The organism is Aurantiacibacter gilvus (genome assembly GCF_038289935.1).
Lineage (GTDB): Bacteria > Pseudomonadota > Alphaproteobacteria > Sphingomonadales > Sphingomonadaceae > Alteraurantiacibacter > Alteraurantiacibacter gilvus.
In genome coordinates this window covers 640328-666908 of the sequence record NZ_JBBYHV010000001.1, presented here as the reverse complement: position 1 = coordinate 666908, position 26581 = coordinate 640328, and the positions used below count along the sequence as shown (strand labels likewise).

At 64.7% G+C, this 26581-nt stretch carries 23 protein-coding genes; 13 read left to right on the top strand and 10 right to left on the bottom strand.

Annotation, left to right across the window (positions count from 1 at the left end; genetic code table 11):
* Positions 1–28: 28 nt before the first annotated feature.
* Positions 29–391, bottom strand: coding sequence for a carboxymuconolactone decarboxylase family protein (locus tag AAEO60_RS03260; protein WP_341672213.1), 363 nt, complete (start codon positions 389–391; stop codon positions 29–31).
* A gap of 29 nt (positions 392–420) precedes the next feature.
* Positions 421–1065 carry an OmpW/AlkL family protein gene (locus AAEO60_RS03255; RefSeq protein ID WP_341672212.1) on the bottom strand — a complete coding sequence of 215 codons (645 nt, stop codon included), beginning with the start codon at positions 1063–1065 and terminating at the stop codon, positions 421–423.
* Positions 1066–1315: 250 nt separating this feature from the next.
* On the opposite strand from AAEO60_RS03255, the gene ccoN reads away from it, so the two are divergent.
* Genes ccoN through hemN form a run of 10 tightly spaced genes read left to right on the top strand, consistent with a single transcriptional unit; the run spans position 1316 to position 10547 of the window.
* Positions 1316–2974, top strand: a complete 1659-nt coding sequence (ccoN, locus tag AAEO60_RS03250; protein WP_341672211.1) for a cytochrome-c oxidase, cbb3-type subunit I — start codon at positions 1316–1318, stop codon at positions 2972–2974.
* 11 nt (positions 2975–2985) lie between these two features.
* Entirely contained in the window at positions 2986–3750 is a 765-nt protein-coding gene (gene ccoO, locus AAEO60_RS03245; protein WP_341672210.1) for a cytochrome-c oxidase, cbb3-type subunit II, read from the top strand.
* Entirely contained in the window at positions 3747–3917 is a 171-nt protein-coding gene (locus tag AAEO60_RS03240; RefSeq protein ID WP_341672209.1) for a cbb3-type cytochrome c oxidase subunit 3, read from the top strand. Before ccoO ends, AAEO60_RS03240 begins: the two co-directional genes overlap by 4 nt.
* Positions 3910–4821: a cytochrome-c oxidase, cbb3-type subunit III gene (gene ccoP, locus AAEO60_RS03235; RefSeq protein ID WP_341672208.1), complete on the top strand. Its 912-nt coding sequence runs from the start codon at positions 3910–3912 to the stop codon at positions 4819–4821. The genes AAEO60_RS03240 and ccoP overlap by 8 nt, the downstream gene beginning before the upstream one ends.
* Positions 4808–6262, top strand: a complete 1455-nt coding sequence (gene ccoG / locus AAEO60_RS03230) for a cytochrome c oxidase accessory protein CcoG (protein WP_341672207.1) — start codon at positions 4808–4810, stop codon at positions 6260–6262. Before ccoP ends, ccoG begins: the two co-directional genes overlap by 14 nt.
* On the top strand, positions 6262–6705 hold the full coding sequence (locus tag AAEO60_RS03225) for a FixH family protein (RefSeq protein WP_341672206.1): 444 nt from the start codon (positions 6262–6264) through the stop codon (positions 6703–6705). The genes ccoG and AAEO60_RS03225 overlap by 1 nt, the downstream gene beginning before the upstream one ends.
* Complete coding sequence (locus AAEO60_RS03220; RefSeq protein ID WP_341672205.1) at positions 6705–8813, top strand: heavy metal translocating P-type ATPase; 2109 nt, start codon at positions 6705–6707, stop codon at positions 8811–8813. The genes AAEO60_RS03225 and AAEO60_RS03220 overlap by 1 nt, the downstream gene beginning before the upstream one ends.
* Positions 8810–8968, top strand: coding sequence for a cbb3-type cytochrome oxidase assembly protein CcoS (gene ccoS / locus AAEO60_RS03215; RefSeq protein WP_341672204.1), 159 nt, complete (start codon positions 8810–8812; stop codon positions 8966–8968). The genes AAEO60_RS03220 and ccoS overlap by 4 nt, the downstream gene beginning before the upstream one ends.
* The gene (locus AAEO60_RS03210; protein ID WP_341672203.1) at positions 8965–9201 is read left to right on the top strand and encodes a hypothetical protein; all 237 of its coding nucleotides are present in this window, start codon (positions 8965–8967) and stop codon (positions 9199–9201) included. Before ccoS ends, AAEO60_RS03210 begins: the two co-directional genes overlap by 4 nt.
* 32 nt (positions 9202–9233) lie before the next feature.
* Positions 9234–10547, top strand: coding sequence for an oxygen-independent coproporphyrinogen III oxidase (hemN, locus tag AAEO60_RS03205; protein ID WP_341672202.1), 1314 nt, complete (start codon positions 9234–9236; stop codon positions 10545–10547).
* A 121-nt stretch (positions 10548–10668) separates the two neighbouring features.
* Here hemN and AAEO60_RS03200 read toward each other — a convergent pair whose 3' ends face one another.
* Genes AAEO60_RS03200 through AAEO60_RS03190 form a run of 3 tightly spaced genes read right to left on the bottom strand, consistent with a single transcriptional unit; the run spans position 10669 to position 13385 of the window.
* On the bottom strand, positions 10669–12129 hold the full coding sequence (locus AAEO60_RS03200) for a lignostilbene-alpha,beta-dioxygenase (protein WP_341672201.1): 1461 nt from the start codon (positions 12127–12129) through the stop codon (positions 10669–10671).
* A 15-nt stretch (positions 12130–12144) separates the two neighbouring features.
* The gene (locus AAEO60_RS03195) at positions 12145–12999 is read right to left on the bottom strand and encodes a class III extradiol dioxygenase family protein (protein WP_341672200.1); all 855 of its coding nucleotides are present in this window, start codon (positions 12997–12999) and stop codon (positions 12145–12147) included.
* Complete coding sequence (locus AAEO60_RS03190; protein ID WP_341672199.1) at positions 12996–13385, bottom strand: protocatechuate 4,5-dioxygenase subunit alpha; 390 nt, start codon at positions 13383–13385, stop codon at positions 12996–12998. The genes AAEO60_RS03195 and AAEO60_RS03190 overlap by 4 nt, the downstream gene beginning before the upstream one ends.
* Positions 13386–13536: 151 nt before the next feature.
* On the opposite strand from AAEO60_RS03190, the gene AAEO60_RS03185 reads away from it, so the two are divergent.
* Genes AAEO60_RS03185 through AAEO60_RS03175 form a run of 3 tightly spaced genes read left to right on the top strand, consistent with a single transcriptional unit; the run spans position 13537 to position 17776 of the window.
* Positions 13537–15111 carry a carotenoid oxygenase family protein gene (locus tag AAEO60_RS03185; RefSeq protein WP_341672198.1) on the top strand — a complete coding sequence of 525 codons (1575 nt, stop codon included), beginning with the start codon at positions 13537–13539 and terminating at the stop codon, positions 15109–15111.
* Positions 15108–17177, top strand: coding sequence for a PQQ-dependent dehydrogenase, methanol/ethanol family (locus tag AAEO60_RS03180; RefSeq protein WP_341672197.1), 2070 nt, complete (start codon positions 15108–15110; stop codon positions 17175–17177). The genes AAEO60_RS03185 and AAEO60_RS03180 overlap by 4 nt, the downstream gene beginning before the upstream one ends.
* On the top strand, positions 17177–17776 hold the full coding sequence (locus tag AAEO60_RS03175; RefSeq protein WP_341672196.1) for a nuclear transport factor 2 family protein: 600 nt from the start codon (positions 17177–17179) through the stop codon (positions 17774–17776). Before AAEO60_RS03180 ends, AAEO60_RS03175 begins: the two co-directional genes overlap by 1 nt.
* A 32-nt stretch (positions 17777–17808) precedes the next feature.
* Here AAEO60_RS03175 and AAEO60_RS03170 read toward each other — a convergent pair whose 3' ends face one another.
* From AAEO60_RS03170 to AAEO60_RS03150, 5 genes are all read right to left on the bottom strand, one after another.
* Positions 17809–21093 (bottom strand): efflux RND transporter permease subunit, encoded by a 3285-nt coding sequence (locus tag AAEO60_RS03170; protein ID WP_341672195.1) that lies wholly within the window; start codon positions 21091–21093, stop codon positions 17809–17811.
* Positions 21090–22388, bottom strand: a complete 1299-nt coding sequence (locus tag AAEO60_RS03165; RefSeq protein WP_341672194.1) for an efflux RND transporter periplasmic adaptor subunit — start codon at positions 22386–22388, stop codon at positions 21090–21092. The genes AAEO60_RS03170 and AAEO60_RS03165 overlap by 4 nt, the downstream gene beginning before the upstream one ends.
* Complete coding sequence (locus AAEO60_RS03160; RefSeq protein ID WP_341672193.1) at positions 22385–23821, bottom strand: efflux transporter outer membrane subunit; 1437 nt, start codon at positions 23819–23821, stop codon at positions 22385–22387. Before AAEO60_RS03160 ends, AAEO60_RS03165 begins: the two co-directional genes overlap by 4 nt.
* 26 nt (positions 23822–23847) lie before the next feature.
* Positions 23848–24462, bottom strand: coding sequence for a CerR family C-terminal domain-containing protein (locus AAEO60_RS03155; RefSeq protein ID WP_341672192.1), 615 nt, complete (start codon positions 24460–24462; stop codon positions 23848–23850).
* An 83-nt stretch (positions 24463–24545) separates the two neighbouring features.
* Positions 24546–26579: an ATP-binding protein gene (locus AAEO60_RS03150; RefSeq protein WP_341672191.1), complete on the bottom strand. Its 2034-nt coding sequence runs from the start codon at positions 26577–26579 to the stop codon at positions 24546–24548.
* Positions 26580–26581 lie beyond the last annotated feature (2 nt).

The window sequence follows — 26581 nt, the reverse complement described above, 5'->3', positions numbered from 1 at the left end:
GCGAATGGCCGGAAGGCCACCGGTCAGGTCAACCGGCGGCCTTCTCGGCGAACTGGTCGTAGGCTTCCAGGGCCTGCGCCGCGTACATGGCGCTGGGACCGGCGCCCATGTAGACCGCCAGCCCCATCGTCTCGGCAATCTCCTCGCGCGTTGCGCCGTGCTTGCGGGCCCCTTCCACGTGGTAGGAGATGCACGGATCACAGCGCACGGCGACCGAGATCGCCACGGCGAGGAGCTCCTTGGTCTTGGCATCGAGTGCCCCGCCCTCGTGAGCGGCGGCACCCATTTCGCGGAAGGCCTTCATGACCCCTGGCGCGCCCTTGTGCAGTTCCTTGATCGCGGGGATCAGGTTTGCCGCCATGGCGGGCCAGTCCTTGAAGTCAGTGGCCATAAAATGTCCTTCCCTTGCCAGTCAGTGGATCAGAAGCGGTAGGAAACACCGGCGCTCACGACCCAGGGATCGAGGTTATGTTCGGTCTCGATTACCTTCACGCCATTGGCGTACCAGCGCGCGGTGGTGCCGATGAAATAGCGCTTGGCATCGACCGAGAAGCCGAAGCCGTCGTCACCCAGCGGCACGTCGAAACCGGCCTGCAGGACAAAACCGACTTCGTCGCTGAGGTTGAAGTCGTCAGCGCCCAGCGCGACTGCCGTGGCACCCGGCTCGTCATCCAGCCAGATGAAGTAGGAGACACCCGCACCGACATAGGGCGATACGCCGCCAGCGTTGAAGTGGTACTTGGCGGTGAAGGTCGCCGGCAGCAGCAGCGCGTCGGACACCAGCTCCGTGCCCGCAGCACCGTCAACGCCGTCGACATCGTGCTGCGTCAGGCAGCAGATCGTCTCGATGGAGAATTCCGGCGAGACGAAATACTCGATGGCAACCGTCGGAACGACATTGTCGCTGGCTTCGGTCTGGGTGTTCGCCGGCAGGCCGACGAGGTCGAGGTTGACCTCGTCGATCTCGCCATCGGGCAGCACGCCCGTAGCGAAAACGCGCACCTGGATATCGCCTGCTTCCTGTGCAGCCGCGGGGTTGGCAGCAAGCATCAGGGCCGTAGCCATTGCTGCGCCACCGAGTTTGGCAACCGTCGCAGTCTTCATCGTCACTTCTCCATTCCATCCGTGCTCGCCGCCCGATGCAGCAGAGTCTCAACGGGATGGAGGCGAACTGCGCCCGATCTGGTGGCCGCGCTTTGATTCAGCGCAATGGTTGAACGAATATTTCTCGACGCTTCTCAAATATTTTGATTGCGATCAAAGTTGTCAGGGCGGATCATCCCTAGCGAGTCGGAACACCCAGCGGAGTAGAATCATGGAAAATGCACTGGCGCGGACCGGCGTCTGGTTTGTCATATTGTTCTTGGCAATCGTCGCCATTGCCGGTGCACAAGACTGGGCATTCTCGGTCCAGATGACCATCGTGGCACTGGCCGCTTTTATCGGCCTGATCACCACGGTTTGGCGGACCGAAGTCGATGCGGCCACAAGGCGGGTGCTGCGCACCCCGGCAGATCCTTCACGCTACGATGACGATCCTATCCGCTGGGGTGTCATCGCCACGGTGTTCTGGGGCATCGCCGGCTTTCTCGCCGGCCTGTTCATCGCCTTGCAGTTGGTCTGGCCCGAGCTGAACTTCGAACCCTACCTCAACTTCGGCCGGGTGCGTCCGCTGCACACCAGCGCCGTGATCTTCGCTTTCGGTGGTAACGCCCTGATCGCCACCAGCTTCTATGTCGTGCAGCGCACATGCCGTGCGCGTCTCGCCTTTCCCGGCCTCGCCCGTTTCGTGTTCTGGGGCTACCAGCTGTTCATCGTGCTGGCCGCCACCGGTTACCTGCTTGGTGTCACTGCGGCGCGCGAATATGCCGAGCCGGAGTGGTACGTCGACCTGTGGCTGACGATTGTCTGGGTGGCCTATCTGGTGGTCTTCGTCGGCACGATCATAAAGCGCAAGGAGCCGCATATCTATGTGGCCAACTGGTTCTACCTCGCTTTTATCCTGACCATCGCCATGCTGCACGTGGTCAACAACCTGGCCGTGCCGGTCAGCTGGCTGGGCTCGAAGAGCTACAGCGCCTTCTCCGGCGTGCAGGATGCGCTGGTGCAATGGTGGTACGGCCACAACGCGGTGGGCTTCTTCCTGACCGCCGGCTTCCTCGCCATGATGTATTACTTCGTGCCCAAGCAGGCCGAACGGCCGGTCTATTCCTACCGCCTGTCGATCATCCACTTCTGGAGCCTGATCTTCCTCTACATCTGGGCCGGTCCGCACCACCTGCACTACACCGCCCTGCCCGACTGGGCGCAGACGCTGGGCATGGTGTTCTCGATCATGCTGTGGATGCCCAGCTGGGGCGGCATGATCAACGGGCTGATGACGCTCAACGGCGCGTGGGACAAGATTCGCACAGACCCGATCATCCGCATGATGGTCATGGCCATCGCCTTCTACGGCATGAGTACCTTTGAAGGTCCGATGCTGTCGATCAAGGCCGTGAACAGCCTGTCGCACTATACCGACTGGACCATCGGCCACGTCCACTCCGGCGCGCTGGGCTGGAACGGCATGATCACCTTCGCGGCGGTCTACTTCCTGGTCCCGCGCCTGTGGAACCGTGAACGCCTCTACAGCCTGCGCATGGTCAACTGGCACTTCTGGCTGGCGACCGTGGGTATCGTTTTCTACGCGGCCTCGATGTGGATCGCTGGCGTGACCCAGGGCCTGATGTGGCGCGAATACGATCCCAATACGGGCTACCTGGTGAACAGCTTCGTCGAGACGGTTGCGGCCCTTCACCCGATGTATGCGCTGCGGGCGCTTGGCGGATTGCTGTACCTGTCGGGTGCCATCGTGATGGTCTGGAACGTCTGGATGACGATCGCCGGCAAGCTGCGCACCGAAGCCCCGATGACCGAAACCCCCTACGATGCCGAAGCGGACCGTCCCGCCGTGGCTGAACCGGCCGAGTGAGGAGCCAAGAGATGACCGATCCCGTCGTCGAACAAACCGTCTCCGGCCACGCCCGGCTTGAACGCAACGTAACCCTGCTGGGCATCGGTGCCTTCATCACCGTAGCCATCGGCGGCATTGTCGAGATTGCCCCGCTGTTCTGGATCGACAACACGATCGAGGAAGTGGAAGGCATGCGGCCCTACACTCCGCTGGAGCAGGCCGGGCGCGACATCTACATCCGCGAAGGGTGCTACACCTGCCACAGCCAGATGATCCGTCCGTTCCGCGACGAGGTGGAACGCTACGGTCACTATTCGCTGGCGGCCGAGTCCATGTACGACCACCCCTTCCAGTGGGGCTCCAAGCGCACCGGGCCGGACCTGGCGCGGGTCGGCGGTCGCTATTCGGACGAATGGCACGTGCAGCACCTTACGAACCCGCAAAGCGTGGTGCCGCAGTCGATCATGCCGCAGTACGGCTTCCTCACCGATACCTCGCTGACCATTGCGGACCCTGCGGCCATGCTGGAAGCACTGGCAATCGTCGGCGTGCCCTATACCGAAACCGATATCGAGAACGCAGCGCAGGACTTGCTTGCCCAGGGCGATCCCGATGTGGCGGAAGGCGACCTCGCGGAACGTTACCCCGGCGCCCAGTCGCGCGACTATGACGGCAATCCAGACCGCCTGACCGAAATGGACGCGCTGGTGGCCTACCTGCAGATGCTCGGCACCCTGGTCGACGTGAACAGCGCCGCGGCGCAGGAAGAACTGGCGACGGAGACCGGCCGATGACCGATCACTCGACCTACGAATTCCTTCGCCACCTGGCCGACAGCTGGGGCCTGCTGGCCATGATGCTGCTGTGGATCGGTTTCGCGCTGTGGGCTTTCCGCCCCAGTGCCAAGCACCGCCACCACGAAGCCGCCAACATGATCTTCAAGGACGAAAACGATGGGTAACAAACGCATCGACGAACCGACCGGCACCGAATTCGTCGGCCATGAATGGGACGGCATCGAGGAACTCGATACGCCAATGCCGCGGTGGTGGCTGTGGACCTTCTACGCCACAGTGGTGTGGGCGCTGATCTACGTCATTCTCTATCCGGCCTGGCCGCTGATCGAGAAAGGCACCGAAGGTGTGCTCGGCTGGACCAGTCGCGGCCAGCTGGCCGAGGAAATGAGCGCCGCAGACATGGCGCGCCAGTCGTTCCGCGAAGAGCTGGCAGTCACTCCGCTGGAACGCCTGCCCGACAATGCCGACTTGTTGCAGCAAGCCGTGGCAGGCGGTCGTGCGGCGTTCCAGATCCACTGCGTGCAGTGCCATGGTTCAGGTGCTGCGGGTAACCAGGAACTGGGCTACCCCAACCTCAATGATGACGACTGGCTGTGGGGTGGTGACATCCGCGCCATCGAATACACTATCGTGCATGGCATCCGGCAACCGGACAGCAGCGAAACACGCACCGGCCAGATGCCGGCTTTTGCCGGAGCAATCGAAGGCGAGCGGCTTGACGCGCTGGTCGACCACGTTCTGTCGCTCAGCGATCTTGCCGAACCCAACGCCGCCGGTGCGGTAATCTATGCCGAGAACTGCGCGCTGTGCCACGGCGCGACCGGTGAAGGGAGCCGCGAGTTCGGGGCACCGCGGTTGAACGACGCCATCTGGCTGCGCGGCAATAGTCGCGAGGCCGTGGCACGCCAAATTCTCAATCCTCGCCTTGGCATGATGCCGGCCTGGGGAGAACGGCTCGAACCGGCCACGATCAGCATGCTGGCAGCCTATGTTCACTCGCTCGGGGGAGGCGAAGACTTCGTGGAGGTAGCGGCCGACCCCGCTATCGAAGTCGATGAACAGCCCTGACCCGCAGCTCCACCATAGCCCGCTAGGCACCTACCAGGCGCGCAAGAAGGTCCATCCCAAGCGGATCGACGGACCATTCCGCCGCTTCAAGTGGCTGGTGATGTTCGTCACCCTGGCGATCTATTACGGAACGCCGTGGATCCGCTGGGATCGCGGGCCCTACGCCCCTGACCAGGCCGTGCTGATCGACCTCGCGCACCGCCGGTTCTACATGTTCAGCATCGAGATCTGGCCGCACGAGTTCTATTTCGTCGCCGGACTGCTGATCATGGCCGGCATCGGGCTGTTCCTGATCACCTCGATGGTGGGCCGCGCATGGTGTGGCTACACCTGTCCGCAAACGGTGTGGACAGACCTGTTCCAGCACGTTGACCGCTTCGTCGACGGCGACCGCAACAAGCGCATGAGGCTGGACGCCGCGCCGTGGACCGCATCCAAGATCGCGCGGCGGCTGTTCAAGTGGACGATCTACCTCGTCATCGCCTTCTGGACCGGTGGCGCGTGGATCATGTACTTCGCCGATGCGCCAACGCTGGTGCGCGAGTTCTGGACTCTGGAAGCGCCATTCGTCGCCTATGCGACGGTCTTCATCCTGACGATGACCACCTTCATTTTCGGTGGCTTCATGCGCGAACAGGTGTGCATCTACATGTGTCCTTGGCCGCGCATCCAGACCGCGATGATGGACGAGAAGTCGCTGACCGTCACTTACAAGGACTGGCGCGGCGAACCGCGCGGCAGCGTCAAGAAGGCCGAGAAGAACCCCGGCGAATTCGGCGACTGCATCGACTGCAATCAGTGCGTCGCCGTCTGCCCCACCGGCTGGGACATTCGCAAGGGTCCGGACATTTCCTGCATCACATGCGCGCTGTGCATTGATGCTTGCGACAAGGTCATGGACGATGTGGGCCGGCCGCGCGGGCTGATCGACTATCTCACGCTAGAAGATTCCGAAGGCGAAACCAGGGGGCAGGACCATCGTCCGACATGGAAGAAGATCCTGCGTCCGCGATCTGTCCTCTACTTCCTCGTCTGGAGCGGCATCGGCCTTGGCTTGCTGTTCGCCTTGGGCACTCGCGACCATCTCGAGATCGTCGGCGCGGCAGACCGCAACCCGCCCTACATGCTGATGAGCGACGGCAGCATACGCAACAATTACACCGTCAAGCTGCGCAACATGGAAAGCCGTCCGCGGCAGGCCCGCATCTCGATCGAGGGACTGGACGGAGCTTTGATGTGGTCCGATACCATGAATAACGCAGACGCTGCCCGCAGCATCGACCTGGACCTGCCGCCTGACGCCACGCAAACCGTTCGCGTCTATGTTATGGCACCGCGCGGAACCCAGCCGACGGGCTTCAGCCTCGGCGCGGTTTCGCTAGACGAACAGGCGGAAAGCGACGCGGTCGAGCTTCGCTTCGTAACTCCGGAGGGCAACTGATGGCCAAGCGCTTCACTGGCTGGCACATGACCGGCATCCTCTTCGCTTTCTTCGGCACGGTGATCGCCGTGAACGTCACCATGGCCGCCTTCGCTGCGGGCACCTTTGGCGGGGTCGTGGTGCAGAATTCCTACGTCGCCAGTCAGGAATTCAACGGCTGGTTGGCTGAAGCCGAGGCCAGCGAGGCGCTGGGATGGGAAACGGTCACCACCTGGCGGCCTGACGGGAGGCTGGTGCTGGACGTGCGCGGCGCGCCCGATCCTGTCACCGCCAGCGCCACGGCCCGGCACCCTGTGGGCCGCATGCCGGACCAGGACATGACCTTCACCCGCATCGGCGAAGGCCAGTACCTCTCCGTCGAAGCCCTGCCCGAAGGCCGCTGGATCCTGCGCCTGCAGCTCGATGACGGCACCAACACCTGGCGGAGAGAGGAGCGGTTGTAGTGACCGCGCTGGAGCCCGCTCCCGAATTCCAGACCTGCGTCCTTGCCGTGCCCTCGATGCATTGCGCGGGGTGCATGAGCAAGATCGAGCGCGGCCTCGGCACGCTGGAGGGCGTAGCCGATGCGCGGGTAAACCTGTCCTCACGCATGGTCACCGTCTCGCACGATGCCACCATCGACGACCGCGACTTGGTGGAAGCCCTCGCAGGGATCGGGTTCGAGGCCCAGCCGCGCAAGAAGGCCGCCGAAAAGCCGCCCAGCGCCGTGCGCCCGCTGCTGGCCCCGCTCGCAGTGGCCGCCTTTGCCGCGATGAACGTGATGCTGCTGTCGGTCAGCGTCTGGTCTGGCGCGGAGGGCTCCACGCGCGAGCTGTTCCACTGGATCACCGCACTGATCGCCCTGCCCGCCATCGGCTTTGCCGGCCGCCCCTTCTTCAATTCCGCCTGGGGCGCGGTGAGGAAGGGCACGACCAACATGGACGTGCCGATCTCGCTGGGCGTGATCATCGCCAGCGGGTTGAGCCTCTATGAAGTGATCGTCGGCGGCGAACATGCATGGTTCGACGGCGCGCTGATGCTGCTGACCTTCCTGCTGGCGGGCCGTGTGCTTGACGCCATGATGCGCGACAAGGCCGCAAGCGGGGTCGAGGCACTGGTGAGCCAGGCCGCGCGCGGCGCGCAGGTGGTGAGCGACGACGGCAGCACACGCTATGTCGAATCGGCCGACCTCCAGCCGGGCATGGTCATGCGCATTGCCGCAGGCGAACGGCTGGCCGCCGATGGCGAGATCATCTCCGGCACCAGCAACTTCGACCAGTCGCTGCTGACCGGCGAAAGCGCGCCGATCACCCTCGCCGTGGGCAAGCAGGCACTGGCTGGCACGCTCAACCTCTCGGCCCCTGTCGAGGTCCGCGTCAGCCACACGGGGCACGACACGACACTGGCCGAGATCGCCCGCCTGATGGAGGCAAGCACCCAGAATCGCAGCCGCTATGTCCGCATCGCCGACCGTGCAGCGCGGCTCTACGCCCCGGCGGTCCACTCGCTGGCGGCGCTCACCGTAGTCGGCTGGCTGGTCGCGGGCGCGAGCGTTTACGAGGCGCTGGTGATCGGCGTCGCCGTGCTGATCATCACCTGTCCCTGCGCGCTCGGCCTTGCCGTTCCCGTGGCCCAGGTCGTCGCCAGCGGGGCACTCATGCGCGCCGGTATCATGGTCAAGGACGGCTCCGCGCTGGAACGCATGGCGACAATCGATCGCGTGCTGCTCGACAAGACCGGCACGCTGACACTGGGCAAGCCGCAACCCGATGCCGACGTTGTCGCCAGTCTCAGCGAGGACGAGGCCGCAGTCGCCCCCGCGCTCGCCTCGCACAGCCGCCACCCGCTGTCGAAGGCCGTGGCCACGGTCCTGTCCGGCAAGACCCCCGCCGCGCTCACGAATGTCACCGAACGCCCAGGCGAAGGCGTCTTCGCCGAATGGAACGGCCAGCAGGTGGCGCTGCGCCGTCCGGAAGGTGGCGGCAAGACTGCCGTCCTGCTGCAAATGGGCGGAGCCGCACCGCGCACGATCCCGTTCAGCGACGAATTGCGACCAGATGCCGCCGAAGCGCTGGAACGCCTGCAACGCGCAGGTATCGAGTGCTCGCTAATCTCGGGCGACACCCAATCCGCCGTCGACGACGTAGCGCTGGAAACCGGCCTTGCCGCGCAGGCCGAGGTGCGTCCCGCAGACAAGCAGGCCATGGTTGCCGAGTTGCGCGAAGAGGGTCGGCAAGTCCTGATGGTGGGCGACGGCCTCAACGATGGGCCCGCACTCGCCGCTGCCAATGCCTCGATGGCGCCGGGATCGGCCAGCGATGTCGGCCTGCAGGCTGCGGACATGGTGTTCGTGCAGGATTCGCTGCTGGCAGTGCCGCGTGCGGTCATCGCCTCGCGCCGGACGATGAGCGTGGTGAGGCAGAACTTCGCTTTGGCAATTCTCTACAACATGTTCGCCGTGCCGCTGGCCATTGCCGGCTTGGTTACCCCGTTGATCGCTGCCATCGCCATGTCCGGCAGCTCGCTGGTGGTGGTCGCCAATTCGCTGCGACTTGCAAGGGCTGCCAAGTGAGCATTGTCCTGTTCCTCCTGCCGATTGCGCTGCTGCTGGGCCTTGCCGGTCTAGCCGCCTTCTTCTGGGCCTTGCGCAACGGCCAGTTCGACGATCCAGAAGGCGCTGCCTCGCGCATCCTGATCGACGACGAAGACGAGGAGGACGAGCGATGATCGGTCTGGGCGAAGCCCTGGCACTGGTAGCGCTAGTTCCGGCGATGACCGGCCCTGTCGGCAGCGCCGAAGGCGGCAGCCGCGCCGGCAGCGCATTCGTCGCCCTGTGCGGCGGGGGAACCCTTGTCATCCCCGTCGACGGCCAGCCGACGCGCGGCCCTGCAACAGCGCCGTGCTGCGCCAAAGGGTGCCATTCGCGCGACCGGCGCAAGGCGTTTGATCGAAAGCAATGAGCCCGGGCAACAATTGGTCCACCCAGATTCGCATGTGGCCTTATCACCCAGAACTGCTCGCGACCCCGGTCCCTCGCTACACCAGCTTTCCCACGGCTGCGGAGTTCGCTGACGACGTCGGCGAAGCGGACCTGCTCAAGGCCATCGAGACAGCAACGGGCGAAGTCTCGCTCTACGTCCACATTCCCTTTTGCGAAAAGATCTGCTGGTACTGCGGCTGCAACACGGCCGCGGCCAACCGCGCCTCGCGCCTCACCAGCTACATGGATGCGCTCTACCGCGAGATCGAGTTGGTGGCTGCGCGCATGCCGCAAACGGCGCGGGTACGCCGGATTGCCTATGGCGGCGGCAGCCCCAATGCGCTGGCTCCAGAGGAATTCGTGCGCCTCCACGCGCACCTCTCCAAGCAGTTCGGCTTCACCAATCCCTTGGTGTCTGTCGAACTCGACCCGCGCAGCCTGACGCGCGAGTGGGAGCATGTCCTGCGCGAGGTGGGCGCGAGCCATGCCAGCATGGGTGTGCAGACTTTCACGCCGCGCCTGCAGGTCGCCATCGGCCGCGTGCAGCCGCTCGACATGATTACCAAGGGCGTCGAGATCCTGCGCAAGGCGGGCATTACCTCGCTCAACTTCGACCTGATGTACGGCCTACCCGGGCAGACGATGGACGATGTGTCCCATTCTCTCGCCCATGCCGCCGAGTTCAACGCGGACCGCATTGCCCTGTTCGGCTATGCCCACGTCCCGCACATGATCCCGCGCCAACGGCGGATCGACGCGAGCGCCCTGCCGGATGTGGAGCAACGCTTCCACATGGCTGAGGACGGCTATCGCCAGCTGGTCAACGAAGGATACAGCCCGGTGGGATTCGATCACTTCGCCCTGCCCGGCGATCCGCTGGCACAGGCCGCCAATTCCGGCCACCTGCGCCGCAATTTCCAGGGCTTCACCGAAGACCAGGCCCCCGTGCTTATCGGCCTTGGGGCATCGGCCATCAGCAGCTTCCCGACGCTGCTGGCGCAGAACGACAAGAATACCGGCCGCTACCGCATGCTGCTGTCGCAGGACCAGCTGTCGGCGGCATTGGGCAAGCGCCGTTCGCCGGATGACCAGCGCCGCGGCGCGGTGATCGAAGCCCTGCTCTGCCGTGGCCGTGCGCGGATCGACGCCAACCTGATGCTGGAAGCGCAGCTGCGCCTGTCGCCCTATATCGAAGCGGGCCTGTGCGGCTTTGCCAATGGCGAACTGACAATTTCGTCAAACGCCCTGCCCTATGCCCGCAGCATCGCTGCCGCCTTCGATCCCTACCGCCAGCACTCGCCGCGCCGGTTCAGCTCCGCCGTCTGAGGCTGCGGGCGGTCCTTCGGGCCGCACCCGTACTTCCCCTTTTCGCGCTATCTCTCGCACCCATGAAAAATGGGCGGCGGGACCGAAGTCGCGCCGCCCAAGGTTGGGAAGCTCGTCTGCGTCAGGCTGCCAGCTTGTCGCGGTCAGCCCAGTTGCCGTGCAGGCCCTGCCGCAAGCGGATGGGCAGGCGCGCGCGGGCGATGGGGCCCTTGGTCACGTCGGTGGCGTCGAAGACGCACAGGTCCGAATAGTTGCGCACGTGGTCGTCCACCAGCGCCACCAGCCAGCCATCGCCTTCGGGCGCGTCGGCGCTGCGCGGGATGAAGCAGGGTTCCTGCAGCGACCCGTCAGGCCCGCACCACCAGGACTCTTCCTTGCCTGTCTCCAGGTTGAAGTGCGTGAGGGTGTTGATGACGCCGGCGAAGGGGCCGGGAGGCCCGTTATAGGGCTTGGCGAAGTCGTAGGTGATCATCCAGCCATGGTTGTAGGGCTTGCCCGCCATGCGGTCGTCGATGCGCGGGAACTCACCCGGCGCCTCGCCCAGCTTGGTCACGCTTTCGACCACGTCCTCGTTCGAGGTCAGGTCGACGGTGATGCGGGCCAGCTCGGTCATGGCCAGCTCGGGATCGAACGGCGCACCGTCCTTGTCGGGGAAAAACGGCAGGCTGCCGATCTGCGATATGGGCGTATCGAGATGCACCTTGGTGCCTTCGACAAAGGCATTCATCACGTGGCACGAACAGATGCCCTGGTCGTGCTTGTACCAGCGCATGTCGCTGCCGTCGCTGTCCCGCCGCATGACCCCGAGGTAGGTCGGCAGCGAGCGGTCATAGTAGAAGTGCGGCCGATCCTGCTCCAACACCGAAGGGTCTGAATTGTAGGGCGAAACCGGGATGACGATGTAGTCGCCCGCGATGCAGAAATCGTGCAGCATGGTGTAGTACGGCACTTCGAAATCGGCGCGGCGCACGACATTGCCCTCCTCGTCGATTTCGAAATAGTGCGCATCCTTCGCCAAGTCGCCGTCGCAGGCATAGGCGATGTTGCACAGGTTGCCGGTGTCGACGTCGATCTTGGGATGGGCGCCGAAGGTCCGCAGCGGCAACTGGCCCTGCCAGTCGGTGTAGCCGTCGGTCTGCAGGCTGGACTTGTCCATCACCAGGCACGGGCTGTCTTCCTTCATCGCCAGCAACTCGCCGGCGAACACCAGCACATTGGTGTTGGCCGTCCCGCGGAACTCCCCTGCTACCGAGGGATCGTCAGTGCGCGGGTTGCGATAGGAACCGAACAGCGCCTTGCCGGCGGCGTTCTCCAGCTTCCACTTGTCGGTCTGCGCATAGCGCTGGCGGAAAGACACCTTGCCGTCCTTGAAGCGGAACATGGTCACCATGCCGTCGCCATTGAAGAACTGGTCCCCGCCGCCGGCCTTGGGTGCGAACTGGGGGTCCGGGTGGACGCGGTAGAAAGCGCCATCCATCTCGGCGGGGATTTCACCATCGATCTCGAGGTCTGCGATGTCGCCTTCGAGGCGCACCAGCCGCAGGACATCTTCGTAAAGCGGTTCCTTCGGGAAATGTACCATGTCCTGTCTCCTCTCCTAGGCGCGGACGGTCTCGCTGTTTTCCAGCAGCACGGTGGCAGCTGCCGTGTTCGAGATCGGGATGTGATAGTTGCTGGCGAGTTCGCGGACCGATCCGGTCAGCGCACCGCGCGCGGCGATCCAGTTGATGATCTCCACACCCTGGCTGCCAGCCAGCTCGACGATATCGAGCGAGGAGTGCTGCAGCAGCGCCTCCGGATCGGGAGCGAGGTTCTTGAGGCAGAACCGGTCGTAATCGGGGTTGAGATGACCCGCACGTGCGCCTTCCAGCTGGTGCGACAGGCCGCCCGTGCCGAAAATGACGACCTTCTCGTCACCTTCCCAGGTGGAGATCGCACGGCCGACGGCCTGCCCGAGGTTGTAACAACGCTTCGGGCTGGGCAGCGGGTGCTGCACGGTATTGATGGCGATCGGGATCAGCTTGATCGGGAAGGCTTCCTTACCCGGCCAGCAAAGCTCGAACGGCACGGCCACGGCATGGTCCACCAGCATTGACTGGCAGGTGACAGGATCGAATTCGCTCTCCACCACCTCTTCGATGATGTGCCACGACAAGTCCGGGTGACCTTCGTAGGGGCGCTGGAAGGCAATGCCCCAGCCCTCGTCCTCGTGCCGGTATTCCGGAGCCGCGCCGATGGCGAAGGTCGGCATCTTGTCGAGGAAGAAGTTCAGGCCGTGATCGTTGTAGAACACCACCGCGACATCGGGCTTCTCGCGTTCGAGGAAGTCATGGACCGGATCGAACCCGTCGAAGAACGGCTTCCAGTAGGGGTCCTGCTGCAGGCCCTTGGCAATGGCGTTGCCTATGCCGGGCACGTGGCTGGTGAAGATGCCTCCGCAGATCGTGCTCATGCCGCGACACTCCGTTCGGTGGTTCCCTGGTCGAGCAGGCTCTGCTTGAAGGCGTCCAGCTCCATTCCGGTCTGCAATGCGCCGAGATCCTGCACGTTAAGGCCGAGGATACCGGCCAGCTTGGCGAGGTAGTAGACATTGCCCCCACCGTTCACCATCGCCAGCACGTCACGGGCGCGGACCATGTCCTTCTGCGCTTCGGTGAGGTTGTAGGCGGCCATGTAGGCCTCTTCATCCTCGACGAACTTGTCGCGGTTGGCCTGGCTGTTGAACGAATAGCACATGGCGTTGAGGGCATAGCCGTTCTGGGCGCTGTCACCGTCGAAGACGGGCGTTCCCGGAATCACGCGCTTCCCCCGGGCGCTGGACTTGGAAAAGGGCAACATTTTTGCGTCTCCTGTTTGCATGAACGCTTCTGCCGCTTGTCCAGCGGGCTGTCTTTGCTCTGGGTCAAACCCGCGATTGAGGCCGTTCGCGGCAAAAGAGAGTTTGACAATGTCCGTCCGAAACGGCTGAGTAATCGGCGGGAGGACTTTCATGTCAGACAACAAGAATACGACCGGATTCGGCCGCCGCGCATTCCTTGGCGGCAGCGCTTTGGGCACGGGTGCCTTGCTTACCGGAATGGTGGCACCGGGCGCCAGCGCGCAGGCACAAGGCCCTGCGCCGCAAGTGGATTTTCCCGCAGACCCGCGCGCTTTCGGAGGCGGTGGCGCTGCCGCAGGCGCGGTAAACCGCACCGAGATGGACCTTGTCGATTGCGAGGTCGAAGGCGACTGGCCTGCTGATCTCGACGGCGCTTTCTACCGCGTCGGCCCGGACCCGCAGTATCCCAAGCCGCCCGAATGGGTAGGCGACATTCCTTTCGACGGCGAAGGCCACGTCTCGATGTTCCGCATCAAGGACGGACACGTCGACTATCGGACGCGCTATGCGCGCAACCAACGGTTCAAGGCCCAGCGCGAAGCGCGCCGGTCGCTGTTCGGCATGTACCGCAACCCGCCGACCGACGATCCCAGCGTCGAAGGCCTCAGCCGCGGCACGGCCAACACCCAGCTGTTCGTCCATCACGGCAAGCTGCTGGTCTACAAGGAAGACAGCCCGCCCGTCGCCATGGACCCGCTGACACTGGAGACCACGGACGACTACTACACCTTCGGCGGCGCGCTGGAGAGCGAGACGCATACCGCCCACCCCAAGATCGACCCGCTGACGGGCGAGTACATCGGCTTCGGCTACGAGGCGACGGGCTTCCTCTCCAAGGACGTCAACGTCTTCACCGCGGACCGCGACGGCAACATCACCTGGAGCGTTACTGTCGAGGCGCCCTACGCCGGGATGATGCACGATTTTTGCGTCACGCAGGACTATGTCGTGCTCTACCTCACCAACATGGCCGCCGATGCGGAGACCATTGCCGCAAACGGTCCGCACTTCCGCTATGACCCCGAACTGCCCTGCTACCTCGGCGTGCTGCGGCGCGGCGGCGACGGCAGCGACATTCGCTGGCTGACCGGGCCGAACCTGTTCTGCACCCACGTCATGGGCGGCTGGAACGAAGGCAACCGCATCGTCGTCGACATGGATGGCGGCGAGGGGAACCAGTTCCCCTTCTTCCCGTCCAAGGTGCCATTCGACCCGCAAGGCTCGATCGGCCGCATCCGCCGCTACACCGCAGACCTGTCGGACGGTTCGGGCACCTACCAGGCGGAGACGATCTTCCCGGAGATTACCGGCGTGCTCGCGCGGCAGGACGACCGCTACCACACGCTGCCATATCGCTACGGCTTCCTGCTGGCGACCGGCCCCAACGGCGGATGGGCGGTGATCGACCACGAGACCGGCACCAGCCGCGTGCTGTCGGTGCCGGGCTATTCGCTCAGCGAGATGTGTTTCGTGCCCCGCTCGCCCGACGCACCGGAGGGTGACGGCTACCTGATCGGTATCGGCTCCAGCATGGAAGAATCCGAACGCTCTGACCTCATCCTGTTCGACCTGCAAAGCGGCTCGAACGAGCCGCGCGCGCGGGTGCGCATGCCGTTCAAGTGCGTCGGGCAGGTGCACGGCTTCTGGGCCGATGCCAGCGCGATCGAAGGGGCTTCGCAGGGATGATTGGAAAGTTCCGGCTCGCCGTCGCGGCGGGCCTGCTGCTGGCTGGCGGGATTGCCGGGGCGCAGAACAGCGCGGGCGTTGAACCGGGCCAGTGGGTCTCGACCGGACGCACATGGGACGAGCAGCGCTATTCCCCGCTGGACCAGATCAATGCCGGCACGGTCGAGGATCTCGGCCTCGCCTGGTACGTCGACCTGCAGACCGACCGCGGTCAGGAAGCCACGCCGCTGGTGGTGGGCCGCACGCTGTACAACGTCGAACCCTGGAACATCGTCACTGCCTATGACGCCACCAACGGGCGGCAATTGTGGCGCTACGACCCGCAAGTGCCCCTACGCTTCGGGCGTGAGGCTTGCTGCGACATCGTTTCGCGCGGACTGGCGGCTTGGGACGGAAAGATCTTCGTCGGCACACTCGATGGCCGCCTGATCGCGATCGACGCGGCGACCGGCGAACCTGTCTGGAGCGAACTGACCACGGACCAGTCGCAGGGCTACACCATCACCGGCGCGCCGCGTGTCTTCACCCTGGGCGAGCGCGCGCTCGTCCTGATCGGCAATGCCGGCGCGGAAAACGGCGTGCGCGGCTATGTCACGGCCTACGACGCCGCGACCGGCGAGATGGCCTGGCGCTGGTACACCGTGCCCGGCAACCCCGCCGACGGGTTCGAGAACCTAGCCATGGAACGCGCTGCGGAGACATGGACCGGCGAATGGTGGCGCCGCGGCGGCGGCGGCACGGTCTGGGATTCTATGACTTTCGATCCCGAACTGGGCCTCGTCTACATCGGTACCGGTAACGGCTCGCCCTGGGCCTACCGCTATCGTTCGCCCGAAGGCGGCGACAACCTGTTCCTCGCCTCCATCGTGGCGCTGGACTTGGCAACCGGCGAATATCGCTGGCACTACCAGACCACCCCGGCAGAGACCTGGGACTACACCGCCACGCAGAACATGATCCTCGCCGATCTCGAAATCGGCGGCCGCACGCGGCAGGTGATCATGCAGGCGCCCAAGAACGGATTCTTCTACGTGCTCGACCGTGCCACGGGCGAGCTGATCAGCGCCGAAACTATTGCCCCGATCAACTGGGCCAGCGGCGTGGACATGGAAACCGGCCGCCCCATCGAAAACCCGGAAGCGCGCTACAGCACGGTGCCCGTCATGGTCAGCCCAGGCGCTGGCGGCGCGCACAACTGGAACCCCATGGCCTTCAGCCCGCTGACCGGCCTCGCCTACATCCCCGTCACCGAAACCTACATGGCCTATGCCGAGGCGGAGACCTACGATCCCGACGGTCGCGGCCTGGGCACCGCCTTCTTCGGGCATGACGATATCCGGCGCGAGATCGCCGAATATGCCGACGCCCATTCGCGCGGCTGGCTCTCGGCGTGGGACCCGGTGACGCAGAGCGAACGCTGGCGCGTGCCCTATGCCCAGAAGGGCAGCGGCGGCGTGCTGGTGACGGGCGGGAACCTCGTCTTCCAGGGCACCATCGACACCACCTTCGCCGCCTATCGCGCCGATACCGGCGAGAAGGTGTGGGAGATGCCGGTGCAGAACGTGCCGATTGCCGCGCCTATCACCTACATGGTCGACGGGGTGCAGTACGTGGCCGTCAATGCCGGTTGGGGCGGCGGCCTCGCCCATGTCGAGCGCAGCCAGTTTTCCGAATTGTTCCTCGGTCCGCCGCGTCTGCTGGTCTTCCGCTTGGGAGGCACCGCGCAGCTGCCGCCCATGCCCGAGGAAAGCTTCGTCGTACCCGAACTCAGCCCGCCGCCACCGCTCACCGGTACGCCGCAGCAGGTCACACTGGGTGAACAGCTCTACGGCGAGAACTGCTCGCTGTGCCACGGCAACGCCGCGCGCGGCGGGGTGAAGGACCTGCGCCACATGTCACCCGATACCCACGCCGCCTTTGCCGATATCGTGCTCGGCGGGACGCGGGCGCAGAACGGGATGGCGAGCTTTGCCGACAGGCTATCGTCCGAAGAGACGGAAGCCATCCACCACTATCTCATCGCGCGGGCCAATGCCGATTGGGATGCCGATCAGGGAGAGAATTGATGAAAGTGTTGAAGACCTGCGCCCTGGCGCTCGCTGCTTGGGGCCTCGCCCTCGCCGCCCCCGCGGCGGCACAGCAATACGACTACCCTGAAACCTACGCGGAAGACCGCGCCGAGATCGAAGACCTCATGGCGCGCTATCTCTTCGCCATGGATTACGGCGATCTCGACAGCTACATCGCCACCTTCACCGAAGACGGGTCCATCGAATTCGCCAGCGGCACCTATACCGGCCACGAGGAAATCTACGCCGCCGTCTCGCGCTTCAAGGAAGGCATCGGCCAGTTCTACACCACAGAAGATGGCGAACCCGCCGCCCTGCGCCACGTGCTGCTGCAATCGGTGATCCGCGTCGAAGGCGACCGCGCCTGGTCGACCTCGCTGTGGATGGAAATGGCCAACGACGGCCCCGAAGACAGCTTCAAGATGGGCACCTTCGGCATCTACGAGGACGAGCTGGAACGCGTTGATGGCCGCTGGCTGTTCAGCCGCCGCGTGGTGCTCAACGAGTTCATCGAAGGCCGCGAATCCGGCCCGGACAATCCTGTTCACAATGTCGACGCGGCAGCTGCCGCCTATCGCGAGTCCCTCGGGGAATAAGTCCCGGAGCAGCGATACGCCGCAAGCCCGGCCTAGGCGGGTAGCGGCGCTTCCGGCTGTTCCCCGGCCCCGCCCTGCCCAAACCAGCGCTTGAACCGGTCGACCGCGCGCATCTGGAGGATGGCGAGCGCGGGGACGAGCAGCTGTTGCATCAGGGTGCCAAACAGGATGCCGAAGCCGAGGCTGGCCGACATCGGGATCAGGAACTGCGCCTGCAGGTCGGTCTCGAAGGTGATCGGCGCGACGCCCAGGAAGGTGGTGATCGCGGTCAGGATGATTGGCCGGAAGCGCGACTTGGCTGCGTCGATGATCGCCTCCTTGCGCGACATGCCGGATTCGAGGTTTTCGTTCATGAAGTCGATCATCACCAGCCCGCCGTTGATGACCACGCCGGACAGGGCGATGACCCCGAACAGCGAGACAATCCCGAGCGGAATGCCCAGCAGCAGGTGACCGATCAGCGCGCCGATCATGCCGAACGGGATGGCAGCCATGATGATGAAGGGCTGGACGTAGGAGCGGAAAGGGATCGCCAGCAGGGCATAGATCCCGGCCAGCGCCAGCAGGAAGGCACCGCCGATATCGCCGAAGCTTTCCTCTTGCTGTTCCTGCTCGCCGCCGAATTCGAACTGCAGCCCGGGATAGTCCGCCGCGATGGCGGGCAGGACTTCGCTCGACAGCAGCGTCGCCATTTCCTGGCTCGTCACCACGTCGGTATCGAGATCGGCAGTCACCGTATGGATGCGGAATCCGTCTTCACGCTGGATCGTGGTCGGCGCGTTGGTGATCGACAGGTCTGCGAGGCTCGACAGCGGCACTTGCCCGCCCGGTACGCGCACGCGGTAGTTGCCGATATCAGGCAGTGAATTGCGCTGGTCCTCGGGCAGGCGGACGTAGACGCGCACGTCCTCGCGCCCGCGCTGCACGCGCACCGCTTCCGCGCCGAAGAAAGCGGCCCGCACCTGCCCGGCGAGGTCCTGCAGGGTGATACCCAGGGTACGTGCCGAGGGTTTCAGGGTCAGGTCGACCTGGCGAACACCGTCGTCCTGATCGCTCTCGATATCGAACACGCCGGCGACGCGGCCCAGTGATTCCATCAGGCGGGTGGTCGCCTCCTCCAGCACTTCGCGGTCAGGATGCGACACGCGCACGTTGACCGGTGCCCCTGCAGAAATCAGGCTGGAACTGATCGAAATCGAGCGCGCTTCGGAAACCTGTCCCATCTCTTCGCGCCAAGCCTGTTCGAAGTCGGTGGCGGTGAAATCCCGCTCGGAGGAAGGGATCAGGGCAATCTGCACGTTGGCAACATTAGGCTGCAGCGTCTGCGAGGCCGTAAGTGGGTTGGACGTCGAAGCGATAAGACCGATGGTGGTGTAGGACGCCTCAAAGATGTCGGCATAGCCCTCCTCCTCGTCAGAGAAGCGCTCGAGCGCGCGCGCGCTTGCTGCTTCGATCCGCTCCGTCACCGCAGCCGTGCGTTCCACCGAGGTTCCGGAGGGCATTTCGATGGAGGCAGAGACGACATCTGCCTCGATCTCGGGGAAGAACTCCGCCTTGATAATACCGCCCGGCACCAGCGCACCGAAAATAATGAGCAGCGAAACCGCCCCGGCTAGCACCAGGTATGGCATCTCGACAGCGAACTTCAGGCCGCGGTCCAGCGGGCCGTCGATGAAATCCTGCAAGCGCCTGTCGAAGCCCTTCTGCACGGCCTCGAAGCGCGCCAGGACGCGATTCTTGGTCTTGGTCCCGGCGGCGGGCAGGTGGCTCAGATGGTAAGGCAGGATCAGCAGGGCTTCCACCAGCGACAGGCTGAGTACGGCGATCACCACGAGAGGGATGTCCGCCATAACCTTGCCGATCGTTCCGCCGACCGCCAGGAGCGGCGAAAAGGCGACTATGGTGGTGGCAACGGCAAAGATCACCGGCAACTTCACGCGCTGCGCCCCGGCAATCGCGGCTCCCACGCCGGACCTTCCGCGCTCGCGCTCTGAATAGATGTTCTCGCCGACGACGACCGCGTCATCCACCACCAGCCCCAGAGCAATGATGAAGCCGAACAACGAGAACATGTTGATGCTCGTGCCCATCAGTTCGATCACGTAGATCGCGCCCACAAAAGTCGCGCCGATGCCCAGAGCCGTCCACGAAGCCAGTCTGATGTCGAGGAACAGTGTCAGCGCAGCCAGCACCAGCACCAGGCCAATGGCGGCATTCTTCAGCAACATCGTCAGGCGATCGTTGAACAGTTCCGAACTGTCATCCCAGATGGCGTAGCTCACCCCTTGTGGCAGGACGCGAGCCGAGTCTTCTCTAAGGTAGGTCTGGACGGCATCAGCCACATCCAGCACGCGCTCGTCGGACGTGCGGTAAACATCCACGAAGGCCACGGGCTGTCCGTTGAACTCCGTGATCAGGTCTGCGTCCTCGAACCCGTCGGTAATAGTGGCGACATCGCCCAGCCGCAGGATGGCGCCATCGGGCCGCGTGCGCAGGATGATGTTCTCGAAATCCTGCTGGTCATAGTTCTGCCCCACAGTGCGCACACGCACCTGTTCCTCGGCAGTTTCCACCGAGCCGGCAGGACTATCGAGGCTGCTTTGGGCAACTATGCGGGAAATGTCGGTGAGCGAAAGGCCGAGTGCCTGCAGGCGTTCCTGCGGCACGTCGATAAAGACCTGGTACTGACGCACCGCGCTGGTTTGGACGTAGCTGATCTCGGGCAAGGCCGCGAGTTCGTCGTCCAGCAGGTAGGCCGTCTCCTTCAGCGTGCGCTCGGGCACGTCCCCGTACAGGGCAATCCGCATCACGCTCTGGCGCGTGGTACTTTCGCGAATGTCGGGCTCTTCCGCATCCAGCGGGAAGGTCTGGATCTGGTCGATCTCGCTCTTCACATCGTCCAGCGCCCTGGAGATGTCCGCGCCGGTCTCCAGCTCGATCCGCACGGTGCCGACGCCCTCGGACGCGGTGCCGACCACCTTCTTCACATCGTCGATTGCCTGGACAGCTTCTTCCACCTTCTGGACGATCGATTCCTCGACTTCTTCCGGAGTGGCACCGGGGTAGACCACGCTGACGGTGACTGCGTCCTGGCTGATTTCCGGAAACACCTCCTGCGCGATGCGTGTGTAAGCGGCGTAACCGGCGACCAGCATGAAGATCATCAGCAGGTTGGCGGCCACCCCGTTGCGCGCCATGAAGGCGATGACACCCTTGCGATCACGCGCATGGTCGGTAGCCGGCTTGCCGAACCGGTCCAGCGGCGCATCGCCGGTTCCGTCCGCACCCGAAGGTGGCAGATCAGGCGACTCGCTCACTCTTCGCCGTCCCCACTCTCGGCACGCAGCTGCATGCCCGTGACGGGCGTTCGCAGCGAGCTGGTGATCACCTGGCCGCCCTCGCCCAGCCCGGTACCGGTGACATAGGCATAGCTGTCGGTCCGCTGCAGCACCGCGACCGGAACGATCTCCAGCTTTCCGCTGCGAAGTACCCAGACCAGGTTGTCGGGCCGCAGGGCGTCAAGGGGGATCCGCGCGAAAGCCTGCTCGCTGCCGCCCGTTATCGTGGCGCTGACAAAGCTACCCAGCAGCAGGGGCGGCCCGGCAGCCGAAGAGGCCTCTTCACCGGTACCCACCGGCACGCCGCCACGCGAAGGATCAGGCACGCGCAGGAACACGTCGATGGTGCGCGTCTCGGGATCGAGGATCGGATCGACCCGGTCGACGAAGGCGCTCCAGCGATAGGTCGTATCGCCATAGTCCAGCATCACCTGCGCGGGCACGCGGCTTCCGCCCGCCCGGAACAGGTCGGGGATCAGCGCGGCTTCCGCCTCGGTCAGCGAAATCCGCACTTCGTAGGTTGAACTCGCTACCAGCGTGCCCAGCGACTGCCCCGGCTGCACCAGGGTGCCGACCGCGGCGTTCTCGCTGCGCACGATCCCGGAAAAGGGGGCGCGAACAACGGTGCGGGACAGGGCGAGTTGTGCGTCGGCAAGCTGCGCCTCGGCCCGTTCGCGCGCGGCCTGGGCGGAGCGCAGCTGCGGTTCGCGCGTGGCAAGCACGTTCGGCTCCTCTCCGCTGCCGGCCTGCTGCGGTGCCGTGTTCGAGCGCAGATCTTCGGGCGGCAGGATGCGCGCAGCATAGTCATTGCCGCTAATCGATCGGTTGAGCTCGGCGCGAGACGATTCACGCGAGGAAAAGCGGTCCAGTTCCGCCCGGGCAATTGCCATTTCCTCCTGTGCCTGCAGCACGGCAACGTCCTGCGCGGCAATATCCGCCCGGGCGCTGCGCACGCGGTTCGCATAGTCGGAAGCGTCGATGCGGAACAGCACGGCACCGGCGGGCACGCGGCCACCTTCCTGGAAACCTGGATTGACGTAGACAAGCCGTCCTGAAACTTCGGCTCCGAGCGTCACCTCCTCGCGCGGGAGGACCGTGCCCGATCCGTGGACCTCGATGGCCCCGCTCGACACCTCGTAGGGAACCGTCTGCACCAGCGGCACACTGGCGACATCCTCGCGCTCTTCTGGCTGCGGACGCAGCAGGATCATCGCCGCCGCAATGGCGACGGCACCGATCAACAGCAGTAGCGACCATCTTGCCTGCTTGCTCATTCCGCCCAGTCCCTTTCATCCGGCGTCTGTTCGTCTTCGCCTGCCTCGGCGAACCAGTCCCCGCCCAGCGCGCGGTGCACGCCCAGCCGCGCCAGCGCGACATCGCGTCCGGCAGCGGAGAGACTGCTTTCGACCTGGTGGTAGCTGCGCAGGGCATCGAGGTAGCCGACATAGTCGCCCACACCCGCCTCGTAGCGCCGGGCCTGCAGGTCCAGCGCGGCGCGCGCTTCGGCCTGCTGCGCGACAAGCAGGCGGTAGCGCTGGCGCTGTTCTTCATAGGCGTCGATGGCCGTCGATGCCTCGCGGTAGGCGTTGAGCACCGAGTTGCCATAGGCCGCCGCCGCCTCGTCGTAGGTCGCCCGCGCAGCCGCGATATTGGCCGAGATGCGTCCCCCGTCGAAGATCGGCGCGACGAGGTTCGAGCCGAGCGACAGCAGCCAGTTCTGCCCCACGTCGAAAACGTTTTCCGGAGAGGCCGACTGCGTGCCCGTGCTTGCCGAAAGGCGCAGGGCGGGGAAGCGTTCGGCGCGCCGTGCACCGATGCGCTGGCGTGCTGCTTCCAGCCGCTGCCAATTCGCCGCGACATCCGGTCGCTGGGCGAGCAAGTCGGCCGGCAGGCCCGCAGGAACCGGATCGAAGGCCAGTTGCGGCAGCAGGGGCTGGGCGAGTGCCGGCGCAAGGGCTTCGGGATATTCGGCCAGCAGCAGGGCGAGCCGCCCCTCGGCATTGGCCAGGGCGATTTCCCGCACCGGCAAGCTCGCCTCGGCGCTGCGCAGTTGCTCGCGCACCTGGTAGAGCTCGAAACTCTGCGCCAGCCCGCGCAGGTAGCGTTCCTCTGTGCGATCGTTGCGTTCCGACAGCACGTCGATGGTTCGAAGGGTCGTCTCGATCTGGAAGCGGGCGTCGACAATGTCGAAATAGGCGGAAATGACTTCCGCGGCCGTCGCCAGTTGCACGGCGCGCAGGTCGTACCCGGCGGCAAGGGCGTCGGAGCGTGCAGCGCCCATGTCGTTGCGCACCCGTCCGAACAGATCGATCTCGTAAGCCGCCGCCAGTCCGAGCGAATAGGTTTCGTTGGTGATGCGCGTGGGCGCGCCGGGAAAATTGGCAAATGCCCCGCCTGCAACCGGCGTATCCGAGTAGCTGGACCCGGCACTGGCTTCGAGCGAGGGGAGCAGGCCGGCACGGGCAACACGCGCCTGCGCCGCAGCGCGGTCCGCTCGTGCAGCGGCCTGGGCAATGTCAAGATTGGCCTCGAACGCGCGGTCTACCAGCCCGTCAAGCACCGGGTCTTCGAACCCGTGCCACCAAGCGGCGGGGCGATAGGCGCCCGTGTCCGCGCCTTCCTGATAGACCTCAGGCATGGCCGCGACGACAGCGGGCGCTTCCGGTTCGGGGGCTAGGGAGACACAGCCGCCCAACGCGAGCAGCATGCCTGCCAGGGGCAAATGGAGCCGTCTCATGCACGCCCCCTGGTCAGGATGGCACGGGCCGATTGGTCGAGTTGTTCGAGCAACATCGCGCGGGTGGCCGCGTCGAAGTTCTCGGCTTGCATCAGCAGGCTGAGCGATGCGCGCGAATGGCGCAGGGTAATCGCCATGCCGAACAGGAACACGGTGACGGCCTTGGCTTCCAGCTCGGACAGCTCCGGGCGCAGGATGGCGACCTGACTCGCCATGGCTTCGATCAGCGGCATGATCTTCGTCTGCATCAGCTTACTGACCGCGGGTGACGGGTTCTGCTGCTCGCGCCCGATGAACAGGGCAAAGGCGGCGCTGCGCTCGCTCAGCATGAATTCGCCGGCGGAATGGATCATCGCACAGATGGCATCAGTGCGTTCCTGCGGAGAGGCGTCCTCCCCGGGCAAATCGATGCGCTCCGCTCCCAGCTGGTCGCGCAGGTGATCGAAGATATGCTCTGCCGCTGCGTGGTAGAGCCCTTCCTTGCCGCCGAAGTGGTAGGTGATCGAGGACATGGGCGTGTCCACGGCAGCGGCAATCTCACGGGTACCCACCGCATCGAAGCCGCGCTTCCCGAATCGCTCGATCGCCGCATTAATCAGCTTTTCCCGCATGTTGCGTTGATTATTCGTTCGACCGAACAAAAACAACCCCAACTTTGCGGGCCAGCCGTTACGCGGGTTTCAAGGGGGCGTTGCTATTCCAGCTCCAGGATGACGGCGTCGACGACCAGCGTCTCGCCTTCCTCGGCATTGATGGTGGCGACCGTGCCGCTCTTCTCGGCGCGCAGGATGTTTTCCATCTTCATCGCCTCGACCGTGGCGAGCGGCTGCCCCGCCTCCACGGCATCGCCCTCGCCCACGTGCAGCTTCACCAGCAGGCCGGGCATGGGGCAAAGCAGCATCTTCGAGGTATCGGGCGGCACCTTCTCGATCATGTGCTGCGCCAGTTCGGCATGGCGCGGCTGCAATACGCGCACGTCATGCTGCGCGCCGTGCGTGGTGAGGTGATAGCCGAGCCGGGTGGGTTTGATGCGGATACCGTAGCGGGCGACCAGTTCGGCATCCTCGCTCGGCGCGGCGAACAAGGCGACGTCGATCATCCTGTCGCCCGGCGCATATTCGAGTTCAAGCGCGACGTTGTGGCCGTCCACCGTCACGCCTTCTTCGCCCAGTGAAACCTCGTGCTCCTCGCCGCCGATGCGCACCACCCAGTCGCCGGGCGGTGGCTGCGGGCCATCGAGCTGGCCGGAAATGTGCCGTGCCCGATCGGCATCGGCAGTAGCGAGCACGCCAGCGACCGCACACAGCGTGCCGATGGTCCGCGTGGAAGTTTCCGCACCTTCGAAGCCTTCGGGATATTCCTCGGCAATGAAGCCGGTGGTGAGTTCGCCTGCACGGAAGCGCGGGTGCTGCATCAGGGCAGAGAGGAAATCTACGTTATGGCCGAGGCCATCAAGCTCGATTGCGTCGAGTGCCTCGACCTGCAGGTCTGCCGCCTCGTCGCGGGTCTCGCCCCAGGTCACCAGCTTGGCGATCATCGGGTCGTAGAAGATCGATACTTCGCCGCCTTCCTGCACGCCCGAGTCCACGCGCACGCCGTCAACGCCGCGCAGGTCGCCCGCCCAAGCCGGAACCGGCGTCGAATAACGCACCAGCCGTCCGGTCGAAGGCAGGAAGCCGCGATAGGGGTCTTCGGCGTAGATGCGGTTCTCGATGGCCCAGCCGTCGATGCCTATGTCGTCCTGAGTCATGTCCAGCTTCTCGCCAGCGGCGACGCGGATCATCTGCTCGACAAGGTCGATGCCGGTGATTGCCTCGGTCACGGGGTGTTCCACCTGCAGGCGGGTGTTCATTTCGAGGAAGTAGAAGCTCTCGCCGGTCGGGTCCGCCCCGCTGACGATCAGTTCGACCGTGCCTGCCGAATGGTAGTCCACGGCCTTGGCCAGCGCGACGCACTGTTCTCCCATGGCCTTGCGCATCTTCGGGGTGACGAAGGGCGACGGGGCTTCCTCCACCACCTTCTGGTGGCGGCGCTGGATCGAACATTCGCGCTCGTTGAGGTAGAGCACATTGCCGTGCTTGTCGCCGAGCACCTGGATCTCGATGTGGCGCGGGTTGAGGATGAACTTCTCGATGAAAACGCGGTCGTCACCGAACGAGTTGAGACCTTCGCGCTTGGTGGCTTCGAAGCCCTCGCGCACGTCCTTTTCGTTGTAGGCGAGCCGCATGCCCTTGCCGCCGCCGCCCGCGCTGGCCTTCATCATCACCGGATAGCCGATGTCGTTGCTGATCTCGACAGCGTGGTCCGTGCTGTCGATCTCGCCGACGAAGCCGGGGACGACATTGACGCCCGCTTCCAAGGCGAGCTTCTTGGATTCGATCTTGTCGCCCATGGCGGCGATGGCGTTCACCGGCGGGCCGATGAATTCGATGCCTTCCGCAGCCAGCGCCTCGACGAAGGAGGCGCGCTCGGACAGAAAGCCGTAACCCGGATGTACGGCCTCGGCGCCCGTCTGCTTGCAAGCGGCAATGATCTTTTCGGGCAGCAGGTAGCTTTCCGAAGCCGGAGCCGGGCCAATGTGCACGGCCTCATCCGCCATCTGCACGAAAGGCGCGCGCGCATCGGCATCGGAATAGACCGCCACAGTGGCAATACCCATGCGCCGCGCGGTCTTGATCACCCGGCAAGCGATTTCGCCACGGTTGGCGATGAGGATTTTCTTGAACATCT